Below are 20,815 nucleotides of genomic sequence, written 5' to 3'. Positions count from 1 at the left end.
GGTGAGTGTTTTACGACTAAAGCATTGATTTGATGAGTATTGGAGAAAAGGGGTTTAGAAAGATGAATAAAAGAAAAAAAAATCGAATAGAAACATGGATTCACAGAAGTATCTTTTGTTCACTTGCAGCACTTTTAATTGTAGCAGGAGTTTGGTTATTTCAATCAGAAGCGAAGAAAGACACGGAAAAAATTGAGGCTTCTACAGTAGTAACAACGGGAGAATTTCGTTTGACAGCAAATAATAAATGGGATAATACTGCAAAGCGAAATTATGCTCAACTTGATTGGGACAGTATTCCAAATTTGACACAATCTGGATATAAGCTTTATCAGTCTGAAAACGGGATAAATTGGGAGATTCGATCACTTTCGTATGGGAAGAGTATTAAGGTGTTGAATGTTTATCCTGATATAGAAGCTTCTAATACTCTTAAAACTTGGATGGACAGCTTAGAATTAAAGGCAAATGATAACACAAATTTGATTCAGGTAACACCTGTCACAATCACGGATTTCAATGCAAATCCCAATAACTATTTAAAGAACGGCTCAGGTGAATATCAGTATGATGTAGTAATGTTTGGAAGTTGGGATTGGTTTTATAGTTGTGATCTTTCTTCAATTGGAGCAAAAGCTGTACAAGAATATATAGACTCCGATCGGGGAGTGCTTTTTGGTCACGATACTCTTACTGGTGTAATAACTGGTGGAAAAGGGAAACCACAATTTGGTAAGTTTGCAAATCAATTAGGTATAACCCTACCTAGTAGTGTAGCTCCCAACATTATTGTTCGTATTCGTAGTGAAAAAATAAAAGTAAATAATGACGGTTATTTAATGAAATACCCTTTTGAAATTCCAAATGGAGCTGAATTAAGTATCCCTGAAACGCATACGTTTAATCAATCTATTCCAGCAAACTCAAAATTAACTAAATGGTTATCTTTCATTGCTCCATTTAGTAGTAACATCAATACTTCAGGCGGAGATGGGAATTATTATTTAATCACGAATAATAATCTTGCAATGATTCAGACAGGGCATAGTATGAGTCAATCCTCTATAGATGAAAGAAAGATCATAGCAAATACGTTGTATAATTTAGCACAAGTTTCTTTAGAGAATAATGCAACAGATTACTCTGTTTTGGATGACAAAGTGCCTGAAAAACCAGAAACTATTATTCGCTGTGGAAGTGATGAAACATTAAGTATCAAAATGGATGCTAAAGATAAAGGAAAAGAGTATCAATTTTATGTTGAAGCAGATACTCGAGATGCTGGATTAAAAAAATCAGATGTGGTAAAAGAAAACATTATTAGTAATATTGCCGGATATTTTTATGAAGTGACTGATTCCCCAACAACGAATCTGGCAACTAGAGTTGAAAGTTTAAAAGATGAGTATGGACGCATTGATCCTAGTGAATATGATATATATGTTGCTCCTGATGATGATTCGGTTGACTATGATACTTCTGCACTGACAACTATTTCTGAAAAGAATACCTCTGAAAAGTATGTTCATGTTTTAGCAGTAGATCGGGCGAATAATATTAGTACTGTCTCTAGTAATCAAATTAAAGATTTAATACAGCCAGTAGATTTTGAAGTTGAACGAACCGCAGATGAAGCTAAGCTAGTAGATGTGGCTATTGATCCTTCAATTGGTGACAAGATGAAATCCATTGAAATACAAATTCCAAAGAACACAGAGATCAAGAATTTTACTTCATTAACTCTACCATCCGACTGGTATTCATTTGAGAACAGTGAAACCGATGACTATTATTCTTTTAGTTTTGCGATGGAAGACAATAATGCTGCAGCAACTATTAAGGATTTTCTTGAAAGTCTATTATTTACAATAAAAAATCCAGTAAATGATTCAGGAAGTATTAAAGTTATCCTACATGAGAAGGTATATACTTCGTGGATAGATGAAAACGGAGTGGCACATTATTACGTGTTTATGCCAGAGTTTACAGCTCCTGGGAAGAATTGGTTTCAAGCTTATAATAGTGCTAAGAAGTTGACCTACAGAGGATTGACTGGATATTTAGCGACTATTATGTCAGAAGAAGAACATGATTTTATTTTTGAAAATATTGCTAAAGAGCCAGGCTGGTTAGGTGGGACAAGAGGTAGATTAAGGAATGGAACTAAAATTAATGATGAAGAAACGGTGCCTCAAAGGTCCGAGGATTATGATACAAATTATGATGAATGGTACTGGGCAAATGGCCCAGAGACAGGAAAGATTTTTTTTGTAGGGAAAGTGCGAAATGAAAGTTACACACCTTCAGGTGCATATAGCGCCTTTTCTTCAACAGAACCTAACAATAGTGGTGGAAATGAATATGCGTTACAATTTGCCCAAGCTAAAAAGAAATTTTGGAATGATTTGCAGGGAGAGTGGACATACAATGAGATTAACATGAAGGGATATTATGTTGAGTTCTCCGAATATGGTGGTCAAACCGAAGGCGAAGAGATTACAGATCTTTGCTGGAGTGCGGCAATTCCTCAAAAAATTTCTTTGAAGGCTTACGATGACAAAGGTGGGGCATTGCCATTAGGCGATATTCTTTATGATCAAGAATTGCGGCTTGGAAAAGCCATTACAGTTCAACCAAAAGAGTTGGAGTTTTATACATTTCTTGAAGCGCAGGATTCGGACGGAGCGCAAAGAGGTCTTTCTTACACAGTAACCAATACGTATCAAGAAGGGAAACTAATCTATTCCTTGAGAAAAGCAGACATAAATATCCGGCAAGTGATTGTCAATTCCAATACTGACCTAGTTGTTCCTAAAGAAGGATATTTGAAGGTACAACACCAAGCTCACAATAGTGGCAGTCCTGCAATAAATGGAAATTATCAATTAAATACAAAAATTTCATCGGATAAGCAAAACAACAATCCAGAATTCACTAAGGTGATTTTTGCAACTAACCATTTAGCGGATGCACAAGACCAAGTACAACTATCTGTGATTGTTCCAGAATTCTATAAGGTAAGTGGTTATTCTCTATCGAATGATCAAGCAAGTCATACAAATACGCCAGATTATACTGATGACAAGATATCCTTAAGTCGCCAAGAGATTTATGATCAAGGTGAATTCTGGATCACTCTCTATCTAGAACCAAATGGCACAAACAACGGGAAGCCGCAACCCTACAGCTGGGATTACAAACACAATGACTTAGGAAAAATTACTGAGTAAACGAGAGGAAGAAACAAGCGGTGGTGTATCTTTTATTATTAGTGCTGGGACTAGTGCTGCTGGTTCAAAGCTACTTACTAGTTAATTTGCTTCAAAAACAACGTGAATTGGAACAAAAAGTAGCTCAGTTGGCCCGTAGAAAACGGCCTCCTGGCGCTAAACAACCACCACGGAAACAGAAAAATGGAGAAGAAAGAGGCCAACGGCGATGAATCTAGGCTATGCACGCGGCTATCAGTTTACCCAACAATTGGATTTGTTAGAAGACTATTTAGTAGATGAGATGTTCTCAGATGGTCATCAAGAGGCAGAAGCGTTGTTTTCTCCTGTGAGTGAATTTCAAGCACTTTTGGATTTTTCCAAAGCGGGGGATGTACTCGTGGTGGCTTCGCTTGACGTTCTTTCGCGAGATTATCGCCAGCTATTGGCTTGTTTAGATAAGCTGCAGGCGCTTGAAATGGAACTGGTAGTCTTAAACATGCCGGAACTAAGTTTGGAAGAATGGCGCCAAATTTTCAGCTGGTCTGTTCGCAATGATCGTATCCTTCATCCATATTTAGTTCAGGTAGGCAAAGAACGAAGCCGCAGTAAGGATGCTTATTCATTATTTAGTAAAGAACCAGAAGCTCGCAAACTCTATCGAGAAGTCATTTGGTTGCTGGTAGAGAAGATGTCCGTTCGTCAAATCTCCCAGCGAAAACGAGTGCCAGTAGAAACGGTCTATCGGATTCAACAGGAATTGAAGCAACTACAATTAGCCATTATCCTGGTCATTTGTTTCCTGCTGGCAATTTTCAGTATCAAGTTAGTGGAGGCTTACTTTGATCAAATTTGGATTCAAGTCTTAATTTGCATCGTGGTCACGTTAATTATTTTATGGAATGTCTTAGTCGATAGTGATGAAGCAGCTGAGCCAAAGCAAGCAATAAAAAAATCTAAACACTAGAGAAGGTGGAACCTTATGCAACATGTACTTATTTTAACCAAAAATGTTTTATCCGAAGAACCCTTGATTCAGCAGCTTCACTATTTGAATTATGAAGTCTTATGCTCCGCTGATTTGATTCAATCTCTACAGCAAGGAAGAATGTCACCAGTCATCGCTTATTTCCAACTGGTAATTATCAGCGAAACAGTCAGCAACAGCGAAGCTGAACAACTTTTGCCAACTTTAAATCGCTATTCACTAGCCGTTATACGGGTGGGCGAACCTTTGCCATCCAGTGAACAGGCGATGTGGCAGGAGCAGGGGATTCATCATTGGATTACTAAAAGTCCGACCATTCAAGAGCTGCGAGAAGGACTAGTAGAAGCAATCCGCCTATTGGAAGATCAACGGGTGGGGACGAATCAAATTTTGAGTTTTCCAATGAGTGAAGTCGTAACAGAAGAGGCTGGTATGTTAAAAAAAGTTCACAAGACCTTTTCCAAAACAGAGAAGAAGGTATTTGAACGATTATTATGGGCACAAAGTCATGGTGGTGTATTATCCAGACAGGAGTTGTGCGAATATCTGTGGGAGGACGGACAAACCTCGTCCAATATGAGTCAGCTATCTTGTTTGATTAATAAAATCAAAATAAAGTTTGAACATGCTGGGGTGACTCATGAAATCATAACTACCTTATGGGGCAGAGGTTATAAGCTAAATGAAGAGTTTTATCAACGCTGGTTAGCTGAAGAACAGGAAGCGCAGCTTTATTCTCCTCAGTCGGTTATTTAGATGATGAAACGGGGACGCTCAATCAGGAAGAGATTGAGCGTTTTTGTGAATTTCGGATAAAGGGTTTTGTATACAGGAATTGCGATGCTTAATATATATAGTAAGTAACTACTGTAAAATTAGGACCATTCCTATTGTTTAACAACAGTGAAATTATTTATTAATTTTCAAAGATGTGAAAAATTAGAGGGAGTGGGAAAGTAAGAGCATGATATAATTGATTTATAAACGTTTACCTTAGGGAAGAGGTGCCTCTATGAAATACAAAACTTATTTCCCCGTTGTGCTATTTTTGTCTATTGCTCTGTTACTTCCCTTAACGTGGTATAAAGATATAGTTATGAGCCAATCGTTATACAGACTTTTAGACTATACTGGATTTCAGGTATTCTCTATAAAATTCCCCATCATTTATACCTATGTGACAACACTAATCGTGCTTTTAATCACTGTTAAAAGAAAAAAATGGTTGAATTTTGCAAGTGGGCTAATATCAGTATTCATTGCTCTGTTGATATTCTTTCCGACTTTTATGGGGTTTCCGGTATTTTCAAAGTTGTTTTTCGAAAGGTTCGGATTTGTATCCATATTCGTCATACTGATATCTGGACTAACTGTATTTTTTATCCAACTAATAAAAAGAGAATAGAAAATGAAAAAATTGGCTTTAACTATCTTGATGACAATTGCCTTATTCAGTGAACACAACTGATACTACTAAGGAGACAATGGCTGCTGGGAGTAAAGGGAGTTCCGAATGGGATATTACGTATTACAAATTACCTCTGCTTGTGGCATCACTCATGCTATAACCGTCAACCGAGGAGGGTCAAGTTGGGGCTTTACTCATCAGAATAACATCTAAAAATTATAATTGAATCGTAAAACCATAGAAAAGATGACAATCTAAAAGTCTCTTTGAAGAGAAATCAGCACAATAAAGCCGAATGATTCTATCTCAGTGAATAGAGATAAAATCGTTCGGCTTTTTGCTTGTTATTCAAGCTAATTCTCATTTTTTTGTTCGATTGATTTTTTTAAACATTAGCCTATTTTGCTTCTTTGGGATGGCCTATTTTTCTGATGGGAAGAAGATAAGAACTTTCTTTTCAAGAGAAGTAAATACTCGAGGTGGAGGATAAATTGTGTTGACTGAAAAAGCGAGAATAAGCTACAACACCTAATCGAAAACAAAAAAAGCTAGTCGGTGGGTGGCCGACTAGCAAAGGAGTTAAAAATGAAAAAGTGTTAGGGTTGTTTGTTGGTATGAATATATAATACCTGGAAGATATGACCGAATTGTGAATAGACTGTTTAGTTTGAATGACATTTAAACGACTAATTGGAGTGAAATTATGGAACTTGGACAAACTCTGAGAAACAAAAGGGATACAGACTTTCAAGCGAGTATAATCTATGAGTATTTCACATAAAGCGCCGCCAGCGAAGAGTATGGCGGCGCTTTTGTGTTGAAATAGACAATTGAATAATCGAGGAGAAGTGTTCTACCGTTAGCAGTCCGACTTTCATGGTCTGACGCTCAATCAGAGATTGAACGTTTTTGTGAATTTCGGATAAAGGGTTTTGTATACAGGAATTGCGATGATTAATATACAGAGTAAGTAACTACTGTAAAATTAGGACCATTCCTATGAGAGCTGTTAGAAACGAATTGATTCGTTTTGAAAATTCGTCATTACCAGCTGATAAGAGCCTGTCCTACTAATATCATAAAACAGTAATTAAGCATTTGCGGAAGGCTGAACTTCATTAGCAGATGCTTATTTATTTTGGTGAATAGCAAGGGAAGCAGCCAGAGATTTAGTGGGTTGAGGTAGAAAACTAATTTTCATTGACTTTTTTGATGTATCTAACAAAAATTATCGTTTTTTTAGCTTGGTTAATCTATATAATGTACAAGGGGTTATTAATCTTTGGAAATAAAAAAGCCATTCAATAATGATGAATGACTGAAAGAATTGAATTTATTTCATAGTATTTGGAAGACTATGAGATGATTTCGTAAGTAATTATGTTTATTTATATTTATGGATTATTAACTAGTCTAATTATAGATTAGGAGGTAGAAATACGCAATATGTTTTATAAAAATAATTAAAATTATTTCTTTGGAACTTCTTGCTCTGGTTAACAGAGTAGGAATCCCTTGAAATAGACGGAAAATCTATTCACCGTCAAAAATCACGTCCTTAATGAATATAATAGAAAGAAGTGAAGACATGCGCAGAGGTGAAAATATCTATCGCCGCAAAGACAAACGCTGGGAGGGCCGCTATTCCAAAGGCAAAAACGCAGAAGGCAAAACTATGTACGGATCAGTGTACGGCAAGACTTTAAAAGAAGTCCGTGAAAAGCTGTACCCCTTAAAGCTGCATTATCAATTTATCCAAAATAATCAGGGAACTGCTGCAATCAGTTTTAACGAGTGGGCCTACCTGTGGCTTCAGGAGGTTCAAGCCAATGTGAAGCAGTCCACCTATGCGAATTATGAGCATAAATTGGAACATTATGTACTAGGAGTACTTGGGGAATATAGTCTGAATGAACTAGATGAAGCTGCGGCAGAAAGCTTATTAAGAGACCTAGAAAAACGCCAATTGAAGCCTTCAACAATTCATGCGGTCTTCCGCATTACCAAACAATGCATCAATCTAGCCATCCGAAAAAAAATGATTAATGAGAATCCATTTGCTTCAGTAAAGCTGCCTAAACTGGTGAAGAATAAGAATCAGGCCCTTACAAAACAGGAACAAAAAGGCTTGGAAACGCTGGCTTTGTCGGAAAAGAAAGGGCGCGGAATCGCAACGTTGCTGGCTCTTCATGCTGGTTTGAGAATCGGAGAGATTTCTGCTCTTACTTGGGGAGATCTTGATTTTGAAAACAACTTGATTCATGTTCATTCAACGGTGCAGCGTATCATCGGGGTATTCAATGGAAAGAAATCTGAGTTAGTTTATACCAGTTCAAAAACAGCTTCTTCCACGCGCTTGATTCCAATGAGTCAACTGCTAAAGCAAGTGTTGTTGAAACAGAAACAGCGGTCAAAGGGCAAATTTGTTCTCACCAATCATGAGAAACCGGTAGAGCCAAGACTGTTGACCTATCATTTTCATAAGATCCGTGAAAAAGCTAAATTGTCGACAATCCATTTTCATCAATTGAGACATACCTTTGCGACTCGCTGCTTAGAAAGTCGTGGGGATATCATGAGTGTCAGCGCCTTAATGGGACATAGCTCCACGCAAATGACCTTAGATACATACGCAGGTTCTCTCATGGAACAACGGTTCCAGGTAGTTGGTCAAATGGAGAAGGCAATTAGCTAAACCGTTTTCAAAAAAGACGATATTCTTCATTGGGGAGGCTTTTTTTATCTTTTTCTAGTTAAGCGCTTTCTTCGAAGGTGAGGTAATGGTTCAAGGATTTTCCGGTCTTTGTGTGACTGGTTGTTTTATTTTCCGGAGAAATTGTTTAATTGAAGTGATGAAAAAGAGTACATACATTTTTTATACCGTCAACAACCGTCAAAGGACGGTCTTTTTTTGTTGGTCTGATAAGCCTTTAGGGAGGTTTCATAGTCTTCCAAAGACTATGAAAAAAGCAGCTTTTTTGTGCTTGCTAAAAGTATAGATGAAACAAGCAGAATTATCAAAAAGCAGTATTTAGGAGTTAGTGGATAGAGGAGGAAGCGGCATGTTTGGATTTGGCAAACAGAAGAAGGATAGCTATCAAGAAACGAATCAAGACGACTACTATTACGACGAATATGACGAAGGGTACGAAGATGATTACGGATATGACTCGTATCCCGAAGAAGAATATGAGCGGCCAGTAGAAAATTATCGGGACTATGACCGTGGAGATCGGCGCTCACGCAGACGAGCAGAACCTTCTGCAGAGGAGCGTTATGACACTCGTTATGGTGGTGAGCCTGAACCAAAGCACTCACCCGCTTTCGAGGAAGAGCAACCTGTACGACAAGAGTCGCCACTGCAACAAGAGATCGAGCGTTTGGAAGAAACAGTGGCTCAGCTGAAGCACCAGTTGGAGGTCAAGCAAACTGAAATGACAGGGATGGCGACTACCCTGACTGAAAAAGATCAAGCATTCCAGGAGTATCAAACTAAAGCAGAACAACAAATAGAAGCCTTGCAGGAAGAAAAGAAACACGAGCTCCAAGCCCTGCAAACAGAAAATCAACAGAAAATCCAAGTGCAGCTGGCAGCAAAGGACCAACAAATCAATGAATTGAAGGAGCAACTGTCTCAATTGAAAAACGACCTTCAAAAGGATCAAACTCATCAAAGTGAAGCCTTGGCTCAGGCCCAACGCCAAATTGACACCTTGAGACAAACCCAGAAGGAAAATGAAGACATGAAAGCAGAATTGGCGACGATCCTGATTGAAACCAAAAAACAGGAACGAGCGATTTTGGAACGAGCAGAATACGAAGCTAAAGGAATTCGCAGCCAAGCTGAACAGGAAGCCCATCAAGTGATTCACGATGCTTCACTGGAATTACGCGTGATGAAGCAGGAAATCAGGAATTACCGCAAGCGTCTGCGTTCAGTTCAAGAAGAAACTACCCAATTTTTTGTGCGTTTGTTAGCAACGAGCGACAACTTGTTGGATGACGAATAGAAGAGGGGATGAGGTTTGGTGAAACAAGCACAGAATCAGCTCGCCCTCTATCCAACACCAGCTCCTGCTATGCAAGAAGTGTTGGTTTCACAGCCGCTGTTAGAAGAAATTGAACGGGCATGTGAATATTTATATGCACCGCATGGCACCTTAAACGAGGACCAGCGGAAAAAGATTTATCAGCACTTTGAGCAGTTGTTTCGTTTGATGAACAGCAGCTATCATGTGGAGTTGTTGTTGCCAACCGACTATTTTGATTGGACCGGTTTTTGGCAGTCGCTGCATCAGTTCTTTCCACAATTTGCTTGGATCAAGGCCCAAACGGAAGAACCCAAGTATGGCCGACGGGTCTATCGATTTGACTTTATTCCATTAACTTTTCGCGAAGTCGGGTTTCCCTTTGCGATTCATTTAGAGGAGAGCCTGACACAACAGTTTCCTTTGTCTGCCGAAGAAGCTTTAGAACGAGCAGAACAGTTATTGCTTGAATTGGCAGGGCAGCATTTGTCAGATGTACCACCTAAGTCGAAGGAAGTAACAGAAAAGGTTGAGACTATTCCAGTTAAGGAAGTAGCAGAACAGGTCAAGGAAGCAGAAGTATCAGTTAACCGAGTCCAACAGGAAGAAGTCAAACAAGAAAGTCAAAGTAAGGCTAGGTTACGAGCGGTCAATCAAAAGCTGGAAATGGTAATCGAGAAGCTGGAGCTCTCCATGCTTTACAGCGGGATTCAATACTTCAATCAAGAGAGCAAAGAAGAAAGTGATTGGGATAAACGAATCAAGATCAGCTTGCGGGAGTATACCTATCTGCTACAGAAGGCAAGATTTTTGGAACAGATGTGGAATCTCAATGGTGAGCTGGTGAATAAAACCGAAAAAATGACCGTTACCGGCAATAAGCTAGTTTACGAACGAGATCAAGTCAAACAAATCAAAGCGAATCTTTCGGCGAGAGATATTCACTTTGTACTGTATGAGTGCCAGGTGATTGAATCACGAGCCAAGGTCCATGCCAGACCGTGGTTCAGAAAACCCTACGTCAAACTAATGAAGATGGATTATGACAATTTGTTAAGTAAGGCAGCCTATTTTGATTTGCTTCAAGGAGAAAGTGCTTTGCTGGAACGAATGGTTCGAGAACAACAGGATGCGCCAGTCAAAGAAGCTCAGGAGGTTGGCTGAGGTCGGAGATTTCAGTGGTCAATAGCTTCAAAGCTGGCAGGCATATTTGTTATTTGTTACTTCGTATTTCTTGTTGCATTCCGGACCTATTACTGGTTGTATCCAAGATATTTTGTCAGTGGGGAATCCATGAATCCCACCTATTGGGAACAAGAGATTGTCCAAGTGAAAGCCCATCGCAAGCCGAAACGTTTCGATGTGGTGGTGTTGCATCCACCAGATTCCCCTGATGAGTTGTATTTAAAACGAGTAATTGGTTTGCCAGGGGAACGAATTGATTATCAAGCTGGTGAGTTACTCGTTAACCATGAAGTAATAGCCGACACTTTCGCCTATCGAACAGAGGACTTTGTTTGGGAGAGTATCTCAAAGGAACCAATTCCAGAAGGCTATTACTTTGTTTTGGGAGACAATCGCACCATTTCTAAAGACAGCCGAATTTTCGGATTAGTCTCAGAAAAACAAATTTTAGGTATCGTCCAAGAGGGGAACAGTAATAAATGAAAACATTGCAAGAAAAAATTGAATGGTACACCTTTTGGTATTGGGTTTACTGGTTGTTTTCCTTGGTGGTGCTGTTAGGAGTTCTTGTATTAGGAATTTTCTTCTATTTTACAGATTTTCAAGAGGTAGTGACGGTTAGTCAGCTTTTCTTACTATTGCTATTAATGCTATTGGCTGTTTATTTACGAATAACCGCGCTGCATTATCATAGTGTTCTTTTAAGACTGCAACAAGCGGCAGCTAAAACAAGGCGGCCAAGAGGAAAGCCGCGATCACATCCTCAGGAAAGGCTAAAATCCAATGAAAGGTAAAGTCTTATTGGTTGGTTTTGGGATGAGTGTTTTCTTATTTACTATTTACCAGGCATCCATGCAAATCGTATTGGCAGAGGTAAAGGAATCCACTGTTTCAACTTTGCGACAGGAAAAAACAGCATCAATTATGATGAATAGCACTAGCAGCAGCGCAGCCCAGGAATCGATCGCGTCAACGATATATTCAGAGACTTCTTTAATGGGAGAAAGCAAGAGAGATGAAACACAAGAGTCAACTACCTCAAATTCAAATGAACAAAAAGAAAGAACGGAAGAGACACTCGACTCTTCATCATCTGTTCTAGAAACAGCTCAAGCTAAGATTCAAACAGCACTACCTACTAAAAAAGTAGAAGAAAACTACCAATTCTCGGTAAGTAAAAATCAGACAACCGAAATCTTCATTCAAGTCATAGGGAAAGATGCGCAAGCAATTGCTTGGCAGGAAGATTTATATGCTTCGGTCATGATTGCTCAAGCGATACTAGAAACGGGATCAGGCAACAGTCAGTTAGCTCAGCCACCTTATCATAATCTGTTCGGGATCAAAGGCAGTTATCAAGGCAAGCAGGTGTCTTTCAAAACACAAGAAGATAAAGGGAATGGAGAGTTGTATACGATTCAATCGGCTTTTCGACAGTATCCAAGCTATAAAGAATCCTTAAAAGATTACGCAACCCTTTTGAAAAATGGTCTCTCAGGCAATGATGGTTTCTACCAAGGAACGTGGAAATCAACTGCTGCAACGTATCAAGAAGCGGCAAAGGCTTTAACTGGAAAATACGCGACAGATACATCCTACGACAAGAAATTGATTGCTTTAATTGATGCATACGATTTAACAACCTACGATAACGATCCAGCGAAAAATACTGAAGTGAAGCATGAACAATCAGCCAATGATCCAATTAAACCAGAAAACAATTCGGAAGAAAAACAAACAGTGAAAGCTTCCAATGAGAATAGGAAGCAGCCAATTATTGTTAGTGAAACAACACAAACAGCAGTCATGCTTCCACCGACTGCCCAAAGACCGGCAAAGCAGCTATCTGGCAATCGAAGTGTCCAATGAAAGAAGGGGAGATATGTCGAGACAACGTGAATACCGGGATCATGACTATGAATTTGATGAACCACCGTATCGTGACAGGGCCCCTTCGAGCCACCGACCACCAAGAAGATATGACTATTACGAAGATGAGTATGACGATCGAAGATCCTATCCACCGCAACGACCAGTTAATCGAGGACGAGAAGGCTGCTATCCTCGTCGAGAGGTTCCACCCGTCCGAGGTTCCTATCCTTCTCGAAGGGTATCGGAAAGATATGAACGGTCGCGACCTTATGATCAGAATCAATCAATACCGCCAAGAGCGCGACCACAACGTCCTAGACCTGTCCAACAAGGAGCGCCACCACTACAAGAAGCCAAGAAATCTACGAATCGCAAGATTTTCTTATTCGTGTATAACCTGTTCTTTTACACGTTGACGATAGGGATTTTGTTGAGTTCGCTGATGTTTGCCTTTAGTGAAAAGTCCGATGCGGCTATTTTTGGCTATCGCTTTTACCAGGTTTTGACAGATTCGATGGCACCACAGCCGGATTCTCCGTCGAAAGGATTCTATGCGGGAGATATTGTGTTAGTGAAGATGACCGATGGCAGTCAAGTCAAAGAAGGAGATATTGTCACTTTTCAGGTTGGGGAAGGCGATCGTTATCTGACCCATAGAATGGTGGAGCGATTAACTGAATTAAACGGACAAGAAGGTGACTACATCGTTACCAAAGGGGACGCCAATAACAGTAAGGATCCACCAATCTTTGCTGACAGAGTTTACGGAAAAGTCACCTTTGTCATTCCTAAAATGGGGAGTGTCTTGAACTTTGTACAGGAAAATCTGTGGTTATGTCTGGTATGTGTCTTGTCTACCTTTGGCTTCTTCCTAGTTTTGAAGGCATATTTTCTACAGCCAGAACCAGTGAGAAGACCCACCAAACAAAGGAATTATCCAAGAGGGGTATAACTACTTGTTTGTACAAGTATTTATATAAAAAGAAAAAAGGATGTATAGGAGGAAAAAAGGAATGAAGAAGAATAGTAAAAAGAAAAAGCTGATGGCTGCCGCAGCGGCTTTGGCGTTAATCGCAGCCATCTCCGGGACATTCGCCTGGATTACTGCGCAGGATCAACGGATTAACCGGGCGGAATCTGCAGCAGTAAGTGACAACAGCGTGACAGTAAAGGAAACCTGGGAACCAAAACCATTGGTACCAGGAACTGAAGCAACTAAAGAAGTTGCCGTATCGAATACTGGTACAGCGAGTGTATTTGTTCGAGTTTCTTATGAAGAAGTGTTGAAACATTTGGACAAATTAGGTGCAGAAAAGTATGATCCAAGTTCAGTTACGGGTGCAAAATACACCTATGTAGCGAATGATTCAGGATTGAACAAACATATGCCAATTAATTTCAATGGAGACCAAACCTATAAAGATGGCTTTGTCCAAGTGCCAGCTGGACAAATTACTGGGTTGGCAACGCCAGCAGATGACAATGCAAAATTATTGGTTAAGGGTGGAAAGACGGTTGACCCAGTTACTGGTGCTGAAAAAATTAGTTATGAAGCAAAAATGATGCATGAATACTTTACTCATACGGACAACAATGGAAAAAATCCTGGCGATACTGGTTACGATGCAAGTAAAAATAAATACCAATCCATGACTTTCGATATCTCAGTAACCAATGAAAACAGCAAATTGGATGCCAAAGACTGGAACTTTGCCTTGACCAATGTGAAATACGGTTACTACGAAAATGGGTACAAGAATACCACTGTCAACTGGGCAAAATCATCTCTACCAGATGAAGACGGTGCAGCAACCGGTCGCGCGTTGCTGGGAACAGACGGTGTCCGTTACAGTGTTGACTATGACTATACCTTCGGTGGATTAGGCTATGCTGCCGCTACAGACCTACCAGCGGTTACACCAGCAACAGTAACGAATCAAATCCCAACAGCAACAGGTAAAAAAGACGTTCAAGCAGATACCAAAGGTTTAGGTAAGAGTGAGATCAAGATCGGCTACAGTGCAGATGTTACAGACATCGCTACTCTAGGTAGTGACAAGTGGGTATACAACAAGGATGATGGTTGGTTCTACTACACTGTACCAGTGAAATCAGGTGAAACAACCAAGAATCTATTGGAGAAACTAGTCTTTGAAAGTGCAATGGGTACAGAGTATACGAATGCTTCTTACGATTTAGTAGTGAAAATGGAAGCCGTTCAAGCCAACGCGGATGCACTAACTGATTCAGCAGGTTGGGAATTAGGTGGCGGTTCAACACCAACAGGCGATACATTAGCAATTGTAAACAAACTTAAAGCAGGCATCTAGGCTATGAGCACGCCATGAAAAGAAGGGAGAGGTGACAGAGGTTGAGAAAACTTAGGATTTTATTTAGTAGTATCCTGTGTTTTTGTTTCTTCTTTTGCGGCATGTCCACTGTGCAAGCGGCAAAAGCACTTCCCCCCGGCATGGTGATCGGCGATTCCGATGGGATGTATGCCACCTCTGAGGGAGAGTACTACATTGATTTAGTAGATATTCTCCCCGGAGATGTCTTTGAAAAAGAGATTACGATTCGCAGCTTGGATCTGGAAGAACCATTTTCCTTAGGAATGTTAGTCGAAGAGATTGACTCCAGCGGGTCGGTGGACTGGAAGAATCATATTACCATGACCTTGGTTTTAGATGGCAAAGAAATTTATCATGGTCCATTACTGGGGGATGCCAGTCGAGATTGGAGTAAGACACCTCTGGAATTAGGTGTTTGTACCTATGGAACAGACAAAATCATGCAAGCAACCTTTGTAATAGATGCTGATTTGACCAATGAGAATTTGAAAACAAAAAGCACGTTAGATTTTCTGTGGACCTTTGTGGGAACGAAAGATCAACCAACAGAACCCACACAGCCGACGAAGCCAACGGAACCTACGACACCAACGCAACCATCTGAACCCACAATCCCCAGTTCGTCTGGAGGATCAGGCAATTTGCCGTCCACTGGACAAGGAAACCCTTCTAGTCGGAAGCTATTGCCGCAAACAGGTGAACAAGTGGTCTACATGTTTCTGACTGGTTTATTACTGGTAATGATTGCATTGTTTCTATGGAAAAAACGTCGAGAGGAGGAGCAGGGATGAACCAGAAGGAAAAGCGAAAACATCTATTTCAGACCTTTGTCCGCAGTAAAGGACTGTTCGCCTGCTTCTCTCTAGTGTTGAGCTTGTTATTAATCGTAGGCAGTACCTATGCGTGGATTACCTCTGCCGATGAACGGGTCAACCGGACGGATGCCAATCATCGAAAGTTGTCAGCGATTGTAGAAGAAGACTTCGGCCAAGTCTTTCACTGGTCACCAGGAACCACGAAGGAGAAAAACGTTCGAGTGCGTAACACGGGAGAAACACCAGCAATTGTGCGCATTTCTCTAAAAGAATTCTTCGTTGGTTTTGAAACAGATGTCACTGACAATCATGGTATTGGTGATGGCAATGGGGATTTGAAAGTCTATGGCACACCCAGTGCAACAACGATTGATGTCAAGAAAACCAATACCTGGGTTGTTGGCAACACGTATGGAACGAAGGCCAATACGCATTACAAAGCAAACGTTGCCTTGATAGATCAGACGTATCCTTATAAAGGAACAAGAGCAAATCCTTTACCGTCTATTGAATTGAACTTTGAAGCTGGAAAAGTCTTTGATCAAAGTATGCCTCCAACTGCTAGTGACACCAATTACTGGTATTACGAGAAGGGATATTTCTATTATTCAGAGGTTCTTCAACCAACGGAAGTTACGCCTAATTTGTTGGATAGTGTTACTTTAAGTGCAGCTTATGAGAATCAACACAAAGGAGCCTTGTACAAATTAGTTCCTGAGATGAATGCCCATGACCTGACCAACGAACTAATCAGTGACTGGGGAATTCAACCTACCGATGATCATGCCTATCAGTTATACAAAGATAAACTAGTCAAGTAAAGGAGGAGCAAGATGAAGCAGCGAAGAAAAAATCGTCGAAAGTTCTATCTTTTCATTGCAGTTAGTTGTCTCCTCCTATTGCTTGGTGGAAGTTATTTAGTGTATGCAGCAATGACGGCAGAGGACAAGAAAGAGAATGATTTTTTAATCGGGCAGGTAGAAACCGAGCTGGACGAAGTTTTCAACGAAGGTATTCAAGAGATAAAAAAGAATACTTCGGTTACAAAGACTGTAAAGATTAAAAATACCGGTACAATCAATCAATTCGTACGAGTGATGATTTTGCCAGAGGTCCGAACGAGCATTGCTGGAGATCCTGATAATTATCAGATATTGTCCTTAAAGCTTGGAACAGATTTGATTTTAGAGGGACTGGATGCGACTGAATGGGTAGATGGAGAAGATGGGTATTACTACTATATTAAGGAGGCACTAGAACCTGGTAAGCCAACAACAGCGCTTTTTGAAAAAATCAGATTATCCGCTCAAATAAGTGATCAGTATCATGATGCCACATTCACCATCTCACTAAAGGTTGAAACCATTAACTGTGCGAAACATGTATATCGTGACGCTTGGTGGCAAGGTGTTGTTCCTAGTGTGAATGGAGATCCTTTAAAGATAGTAGATGAAGCATTAACGGGAAAAACAGAAAATTAGAGATGCAGTTTCCCCGCTGTGTCTCTTTATAAAAAGAAACAACACTCATGAGGTGAGTGTTTTAGTAAGTAGAACATTGATTTGATGAGTATTGAAAGAAGGGAATCGGGATGAGAAAGGTTAAATTTAATCAAAAATTGTCAAACAATAGAAGCTGGAAAAAGTGCTTAGGACTGATTTGTATTCTAGGAGTTTGTTTATCAAGCATTGTTTTCTTAGTAAGTTTTTTTCAGGAAAAAAAGCATGTGTCTGCCCATCCCGCTAGTACAATTGAATTAGGAAGTGGCGGCACGAAGTTTACAGTTCCTTTAGATGCAACACAGTTGGAAGAGCAGGTGCTTAGGGATTTAGGATCGCAATTTGATGGCTATGTTCAAGGAAGTGATAAGGTTCCAGTTTTAAATAAGGAAAACGTTAGTGCCTATGGTAGTGAACGAGCTTCGAATGGTGCTGATATAGGTGTAAACATTCAAAGTATCGAGGAAACAGAAAATGGTAATTATTTTGTGCTCTTTCAAATAGCTGGTGGCGGTGTTGGTGGAATTACTAGAACAGCTGTTTATGATAAAGAGGGGAACGAACTAGCATCAAATAGTATTGGCACAAGACATAATGTGAATCTTCGAGTTGGCACTAAAATATATAACAGGAGCAACAACACTTTCTTAGTAACAACTTTCAATAATACTTGGTTTAGGTACACAGTAAATGATACATCAACCCCCGTAACAATTGACCGGTACCAATATCCGGTAGGGGTTGTTACGGGGAATCCTAATACTGCACTTAAAATTGATACTCATATTATCATTGATCAATTTTCAAATTATTCGAATGATGCACTAATCATTGGTAGATCTTATCCAGGACATCCTGCTTCTCCAGGTGTTTACAGAAAAAGAATTTCAATAGGAGCCATAAATAATAGCGGATGGGAAACAGGAGGATTTAACAGTGAATCCACCTATCAATATACCTTAGAATCTTTATTGATGTATGAAGAACTAAATCTTGATGAGTCGCAAGGAGCTAATGTCTGTTCAGTGAGCGGGTCAGATATATATAAGTTAGACAATTATATTTTTGGACTGATAAATTATGCTGGATATCAACATGGAATACGGAAAAACCAGCAGACCTTCCAAGTCTTTGATGCGAATGTTAACGTTCAAGAAAGGGGAGACATAAATCCAGGGATGGTAAATCCAATTTTGAAGGAACGTGTATACCAGCATAGGACTGTGGAACAAATAAAAAGTGATATTGTAACTGGAAATAACCATTCTTATAAAGTGATAAAGAATATGTGTAATAGTGAATATATTTATTTCACTGTGGAAAATCAAACAGAAACTCAATTAATTCGTGTGGATTTAAATACTTATACAGATGAAATAATTAAAGTGTATCCTCGAGCAACAAATATAAATTTTTTTAAGAATACAGATGGGACTTTCTCATACTATGGAACAACTACTAGTCTAACAGGAGAATTTGCTTCCAATTATTATCCAGCTAATCCAACCATAGGAAGTCATTTCTTCGTAAATGGTACGGTTGAAGGAATAACAGGTAGCGCTGATGATCTGGATATTAGAAGTTTGAGAGCTTTCGAGGTGGACGGATCGATATCCGCTGATTATGCATTAGAAGGCCAAGATAACAAAATTTTTATAGGGGGGATTACAAACGATTTTGATATCTTTCCTAATCAAACATACACTATCGATGAAGGTCCCCAAGGTATCTATCTTAATCCAGCTGGAAATCCTTCAAGTAATTGTGGATTTATAGGTACATTGAATATCAATGATGATTATGCACCAATAATAAGCAGTGATAATAATATTTTAGTAGACATTACTGATAAAGCTGTTACTAATCCTGTTGCAACTAATTATAGAGAATGGAATACCTTAGATCGCTGGCTAATTACCGGCTCAAAAAATGGGACTATAGCAGACTCTTCTGCAATCAAAGTTTACGATTATTTTGATAGCAATGATTCTTCCATTGCTGGAACATCTGCTGAAAGAGAAGAATGGCTTCAAAAACGTATTAATCGAAACCCTAAGGATATTTCCGCATCAATTCAATGGAAAAGTTTAGGATTTGATGCTTCAAAAACTGGACCACAGCTTGTGACGTATTTTGTAACAGACACACAAAATCAACCTGCTGCAACATCCCGATGGGTGAATAGTAAGACACCACAAACAGAGGTAGAGGACGAGTATATGCTGGACGCACAAAACTTCCACATTCCTTTGAATAAACTAAATACTTCTATGCCTGATGCTGACAAATTCAAAGAGTTGGCAAAAACAATGGCTTGGAATACAGCGAATGCAACTATAGATGAAGATGGAACAGATACTAATAAGTTGTCAAGCAAAGTTGTGATAAATGTGGATCAGCTAGAAGCACTTCAAAACGCAAAGGTCGCAAAACCTTATCCAGTCGATGTGATCTATAAACCTGAAAACGGCATTGAAATCAGGAATCGGGTCTGGGTTTTTGTTACCACAAAAAATACAGTGCCAAATAGTAAAACTAATCCAGAGGTAACGCCTGCTGATACCAATGGTGTAGTCTATTATGCAGATGATTATTCTTTGCCATTTCGGTTAAGAAGTGGACATACTGCAGCCGATGTATTAGATCGAGGCAATGTTCGTGTGTATGACTATTATGATTCTACTCATGAAACAGATACTGAGCTGCCTGTATTAGCAGATAAGACAACCAATTCTTCCAAACTACAAGTAGTCAATCTTAATGCGATTAAATCAGCTACTCAACCTGGCTTAATCGATTCCAGTCCACCGGATGGAGCACCTATGATTCGTTATGAATGGGATGGAACCGTGGATGGCAATCATCAGGCCGGAACGACAAAGCCTACTCTTGGAGGACTAGATGTCACACTCACAGGCGATATACTCTTGCATGTACGCCAGGTGATTGTAGGTGATTCCAATCAGTTGGTCGTACCTGAAGAAGGCTACTTAAGAATGGCGACCAATGATTACGATGGAGTGTCTGGAACAACAATAGAAAATGCAGATCAGTTACGACAGGTAAGGATTTCATCAGGTAAGAATGCCGATAATTCAGCCTTTGAAACGATTGCTGTGAATGCAGACCACATGGATGATCCGTTGGATGAATTGGAGTTGAAGCTAATTATCCCTGAATATTATGAAATAGTAGGCAACTATCTAACTTTAGGAAATGCAGACCCAAATGGTGCAAGCCACACAGGGAAAACTGAAGCAAATAGCAATAAAGCTTCTTTAATCTTCAAGCGGGACGAGCTTTACAACGACGAAGAATATTTTATTACTATTTATCTAAAACCTAAGCTGAATCAAGATGGCCCACAACCCTACAGTTGGGACTACAAAAAGAACGACCTAGGAAAAATCAAAACCAAGTAAACGAAAGAGGCGAGGCAGAACGTGGTCTATCTATTATT

The 20,815-nt window shown here is 39.6% G+C and carries 16 protein-coding genes; all 16 read left to right on the top strand.

The features are described from left to right. Nucleotides 1-62: 62 nt before the first annotated feature. The 16 genes from I588_RS10410 (at nucleotide 63) to I588_RS10330 (ending at nucleotide 20,777) form a co-directional block, all read left to right on the top strand. Nucleotides 63-3,230, top strand: coding sequence for a hypothetical protein (locus I588_RS10410; RefSeq protein ID WP_016250046.1), 3,168 nt, complete (start codon nucleotides 63-65; stop codon nucleotides 3,228-3,230). Between the two features lie 20 nt (nucleotides 3,231-3,250). Next, a complete protein-coding gene (locus tag I588_RS10405; RefSeq protein ID WP_010759846.1) occupies nucleotides 3,251-3,442 on the top strand; it encodes a hypothetical protein in 192 nt (63 codons plus the stop codon). Then, nucleotides 3,439-4,176: a recombinase family protein gene (locus I588_RS10400; protein WP_016250045.1), complete on the top strand. Its 738-nt coding sequence runs from the start codon at nucleotides 3,439-3,441 to the stop codon at nucleotides 4,174-4,176. The genes I588_RS10405 and I588_RS10400 overlap by 4 nt, the downstream gene beginning before the upstream one ends. Before the next feature lie 15 nt (nucleotides 4,177-4,191). Next, entirely contained in the window at nucleotides 4,192-4,953 is a 762-nt protein-coding gene (locus I588_RS10395) for a helix-turn-helix domain-containing protein (protein ID WP_010759844.1), read from the top strand. Between the two features lie 2,240 nt (nucleotides 4,954-7,193). Further along, nucleotides 7,194-8,300: a tyrosine-type recombinase/integrase gene (locus I588_RS10385; RefSeq protein ID WP_010755068.1), complete on the top strand. Its 1,107-nt coding sequence runs from the start codon at nucleotides 7,194-7,196 to the stop codon at nucleotides 8,298-8,300. Nucleotides 8,301-8,667: 367 nt separating this feature from the next. Continuing rightward, nucleotides 8,668-9,615, top strand: a complete 948-nt coding sequence (locus I588_RS10380; RefSeq protein ID WP_010755069.1) for a coiled-coil domain-containing protein — start codon at nucleotides 8,668-8,670, stop codon at nucleotides 9,613-9,615. Between the two features lie 15 nt (nucleotides 9,616-9,630). Then, the gene (locus I588_RS10375; RefSeq protein ID WP_010755070.1) at nucleotides 9,631-10,797 is read left to right on the top strand and encodes a hypothetical protein; all 1,167 of its coding nucleotides are present in this window, start codon (nucleotides 9,631-9,633) and stop codon (nucleotides 10,795-10,797) included. A gap of 42 nt (nucleotides 10,798-10,839) precedes the next feature. Further along, nucleotides 10,840-11,301, top strand: coding sequence for a signal peptidase I (lepB, locus tag I588_RS10370; protein ID WP_034692280.1), 462 nt, complete (start codon nucleotides 10,840-10,842; stop codon nucleotides 11,299-11,301). Beyond that, the gene (locus I588_RS10365; protein ID WP_010755072.1) at nucleotides 11,298-11,612 is read left to right on the top strand and encodes a hypothetical protein; all 315 of its coding nucleotides are present in this window, start codon (nucleotides 11,298-11,300) and stop codon (nucleotides 11,610-11,612) included. The genes lepB and I588_RS10365 overlap by 4 nt, the downstream gene beginning before the upstream one ends. Then, nucleotides 11,602-12,687: a glucosaminidase domain-containing protein gene (locus tag I588_RS10360; protein ID WP_010755073.1), complete on the top strand. Its 1,086-nt coding sequence runs from the start codon at nucleotides 11,602-11,604 to the stop codon at nucleotides 12,685-12,687. Before I588_RS10365 ends, I588_RS10360 begins: the two co-directional genes overlap by 11 nt. 13 nt (nucleotides 12,688-12,700) lie before the next feature. Further along, on the top strand, nucleotides 12,701-13,642 hold the full coding sequence (locus tag I588_RS10355; RefSeq protein WP_010755074.1) for a signal peptidase I: 942 nt from the start codon (nucleotides 12,701-12,703) through the stop codon (nucleotides 13,640-13,642). 61 nt (nucleotides 13,643-13,703) lie between these two features. After that, nucleotides 13,704-15,020 carry a hypothetical protein gene (locus tag I588_RS10350; RefSeq protein ID WP_010755075.1) on the top strand — a complete coding sequence of 439 codons (1,317 nt, stop codon included), beginning with the start codon at nucleotides 13,704-13,706 and terminating at the stop codon, nucleotides 15,018-15,020. 41 nt (nucleotides 15,021-15,061) lie between these two features. Continuing rightward, a complete protein-coding gene (locus I588_RS10345) occupies nucleotides 15,062-15,832 on the top strand; it encodes an LPXTG cell wall anchor domain-containing protein (RefSeq protein WP_010755076.1) in 771 nt (256 codons plus the stop codon). Continuing rightward, nucleotides 15,829-16,677 (top strand): BsaA family SipW-dependent biofilm matrix protein, encoded by an 849-nt coding sequence (locus tag I588_RS10340; RefSeq protein ID WP_016250044.1) that lies wholly within the window; start codon nucleotides 15,829-15,831, stop codon nucleotides 16,675-16,677. Before I588_RS10345 ends, I588_RS10340 begins: the two co-directional genes overlap by 4 nt. Before the next feature lie 12 nt (nucleotides 16,678-16,689). Beyond that, a complete protein-coding gene (locus I588_RS10335) occupies nucleotides 16,690-17,337 on the top strand; it encodes a hypothetical protein (protein ID WP_010755078.1) in 648 nt (215 codons plus the stop codon). A 110-nt stretch (nucleotides 17,338-17,447) separates the two neighbouring features. Continuing rightward, a complete protein-coding gene (locus tag I588_RS10330) occupies nucleotides 17,448-20,777 on the top strand; it encodes a hypothetical protein (protein WP_010755079.1) in 3,330 nt (1,109 codons plus the stop codon). The last annotated feature ends 38 nt before the right edge of the window (nucleotides 20,778-20,815 follow it).

The organism is Enterococcus pallens ATCC BAA-351 (assembly GCF_000407485.1).
In the GTDB taxonomy this organism is placed as follows: domain Bacteria; phylum Bacillota; class Bacilli; order Lactobacillales; family Enterococcaceae; genus Enterococcus_A; species Enterococcus_A pallens.
The sequence above is the reverse complement of the archived record's forward strand: the minus strand, read 5'-3'. Positions and strand labels throughout refer to the sequence as shown.

Excerpts from the sequence above, each read along its gene's own strand:
- I588_RS10360 (WP_010755073.1), top strand. The coding sequence starts at position 11,602 with ATGAAAGGTAAAGTCTTATTGGTTGGTTTTGGGATGAGTGTTTTCTTA.
- I588_RS10340 (WP_016250044.1), top strand. The coding sequence starts at position 15,829 with ATGAACCAGAAGGAAAAGCGAAAACATCTATTTCAGACCTTTGTCCGC.
- I588_RS10400 (WP_016250045.1), top strand. The coding sequence starts at position 3,439 with ATGAATCTAGGCTATGCACGCGGCTATCAGTTTACCCAACAATTGGAT.
- I588_RS10395 (WP_010759844.1), top strand. The coding sequence starts at position 4,192 with ATGCAACATGTACTTATTTTAACCAAAAATGTTTTATCCGAAGAACCC.
- I588_RS10410 (WP_016250046.1), top strand. The coding sequence starts at position 63 with ATGAATAAAAGAAAAAAAAATCGAATAGAAACATGGATTCACAGAAGT.
- I588_RS10380 (WP_010755069.1), top strand. The coding sequence starts at position 8,668 with ATGTTTGGATTTGGCAAACAGAAGAAGGATAGCTATCAAGAAACGAAT.
- I588_RS10330 (WP_010755079.1), top strand. The coding sequence starts at position 17,448 with ATGAGAAAGGTTAAATTTAATCAAAAATTGTCAAACAATAGAAGCTGG.
- I588_RS10355 (WP_010755074.1), top strand. The coding sequence starts at position 12,701 with ATGTCGAGACAACGTGAATACCGGGATCATGACTATGAATTTGATGAA.
- I588_RS10385 (WP_010755068.1), top strand. The coding sequence starts at position 7,194 with ATGCGCAGAGGTGAAAATATCTATCGCCGCAAAGACAAACGCTGGGAG.
- I588_RS10335 (WP_010755078.1), top strand. The coding sequence starts at position 16,690 with ATGAAGCAGCGAAGAAAAAATCGTCGAAAGTTCTATCTTTTCATTGCA.
- I588_RS10365 (WP_010755072.1), top strand. The coding sequence starts at position 11,298 with ATGAAAACATTGCAAGAAAAAATTGAATGGTACACCTTTTGGTATTGG.
- I588_RS10350 (WP_010755075.1), top strand. The coding sequence starts at position 13,704 with ATGAAGAAGAATAGTAAAAAGAAAAAGCTGATGGCTGCCGCAGCGGCT.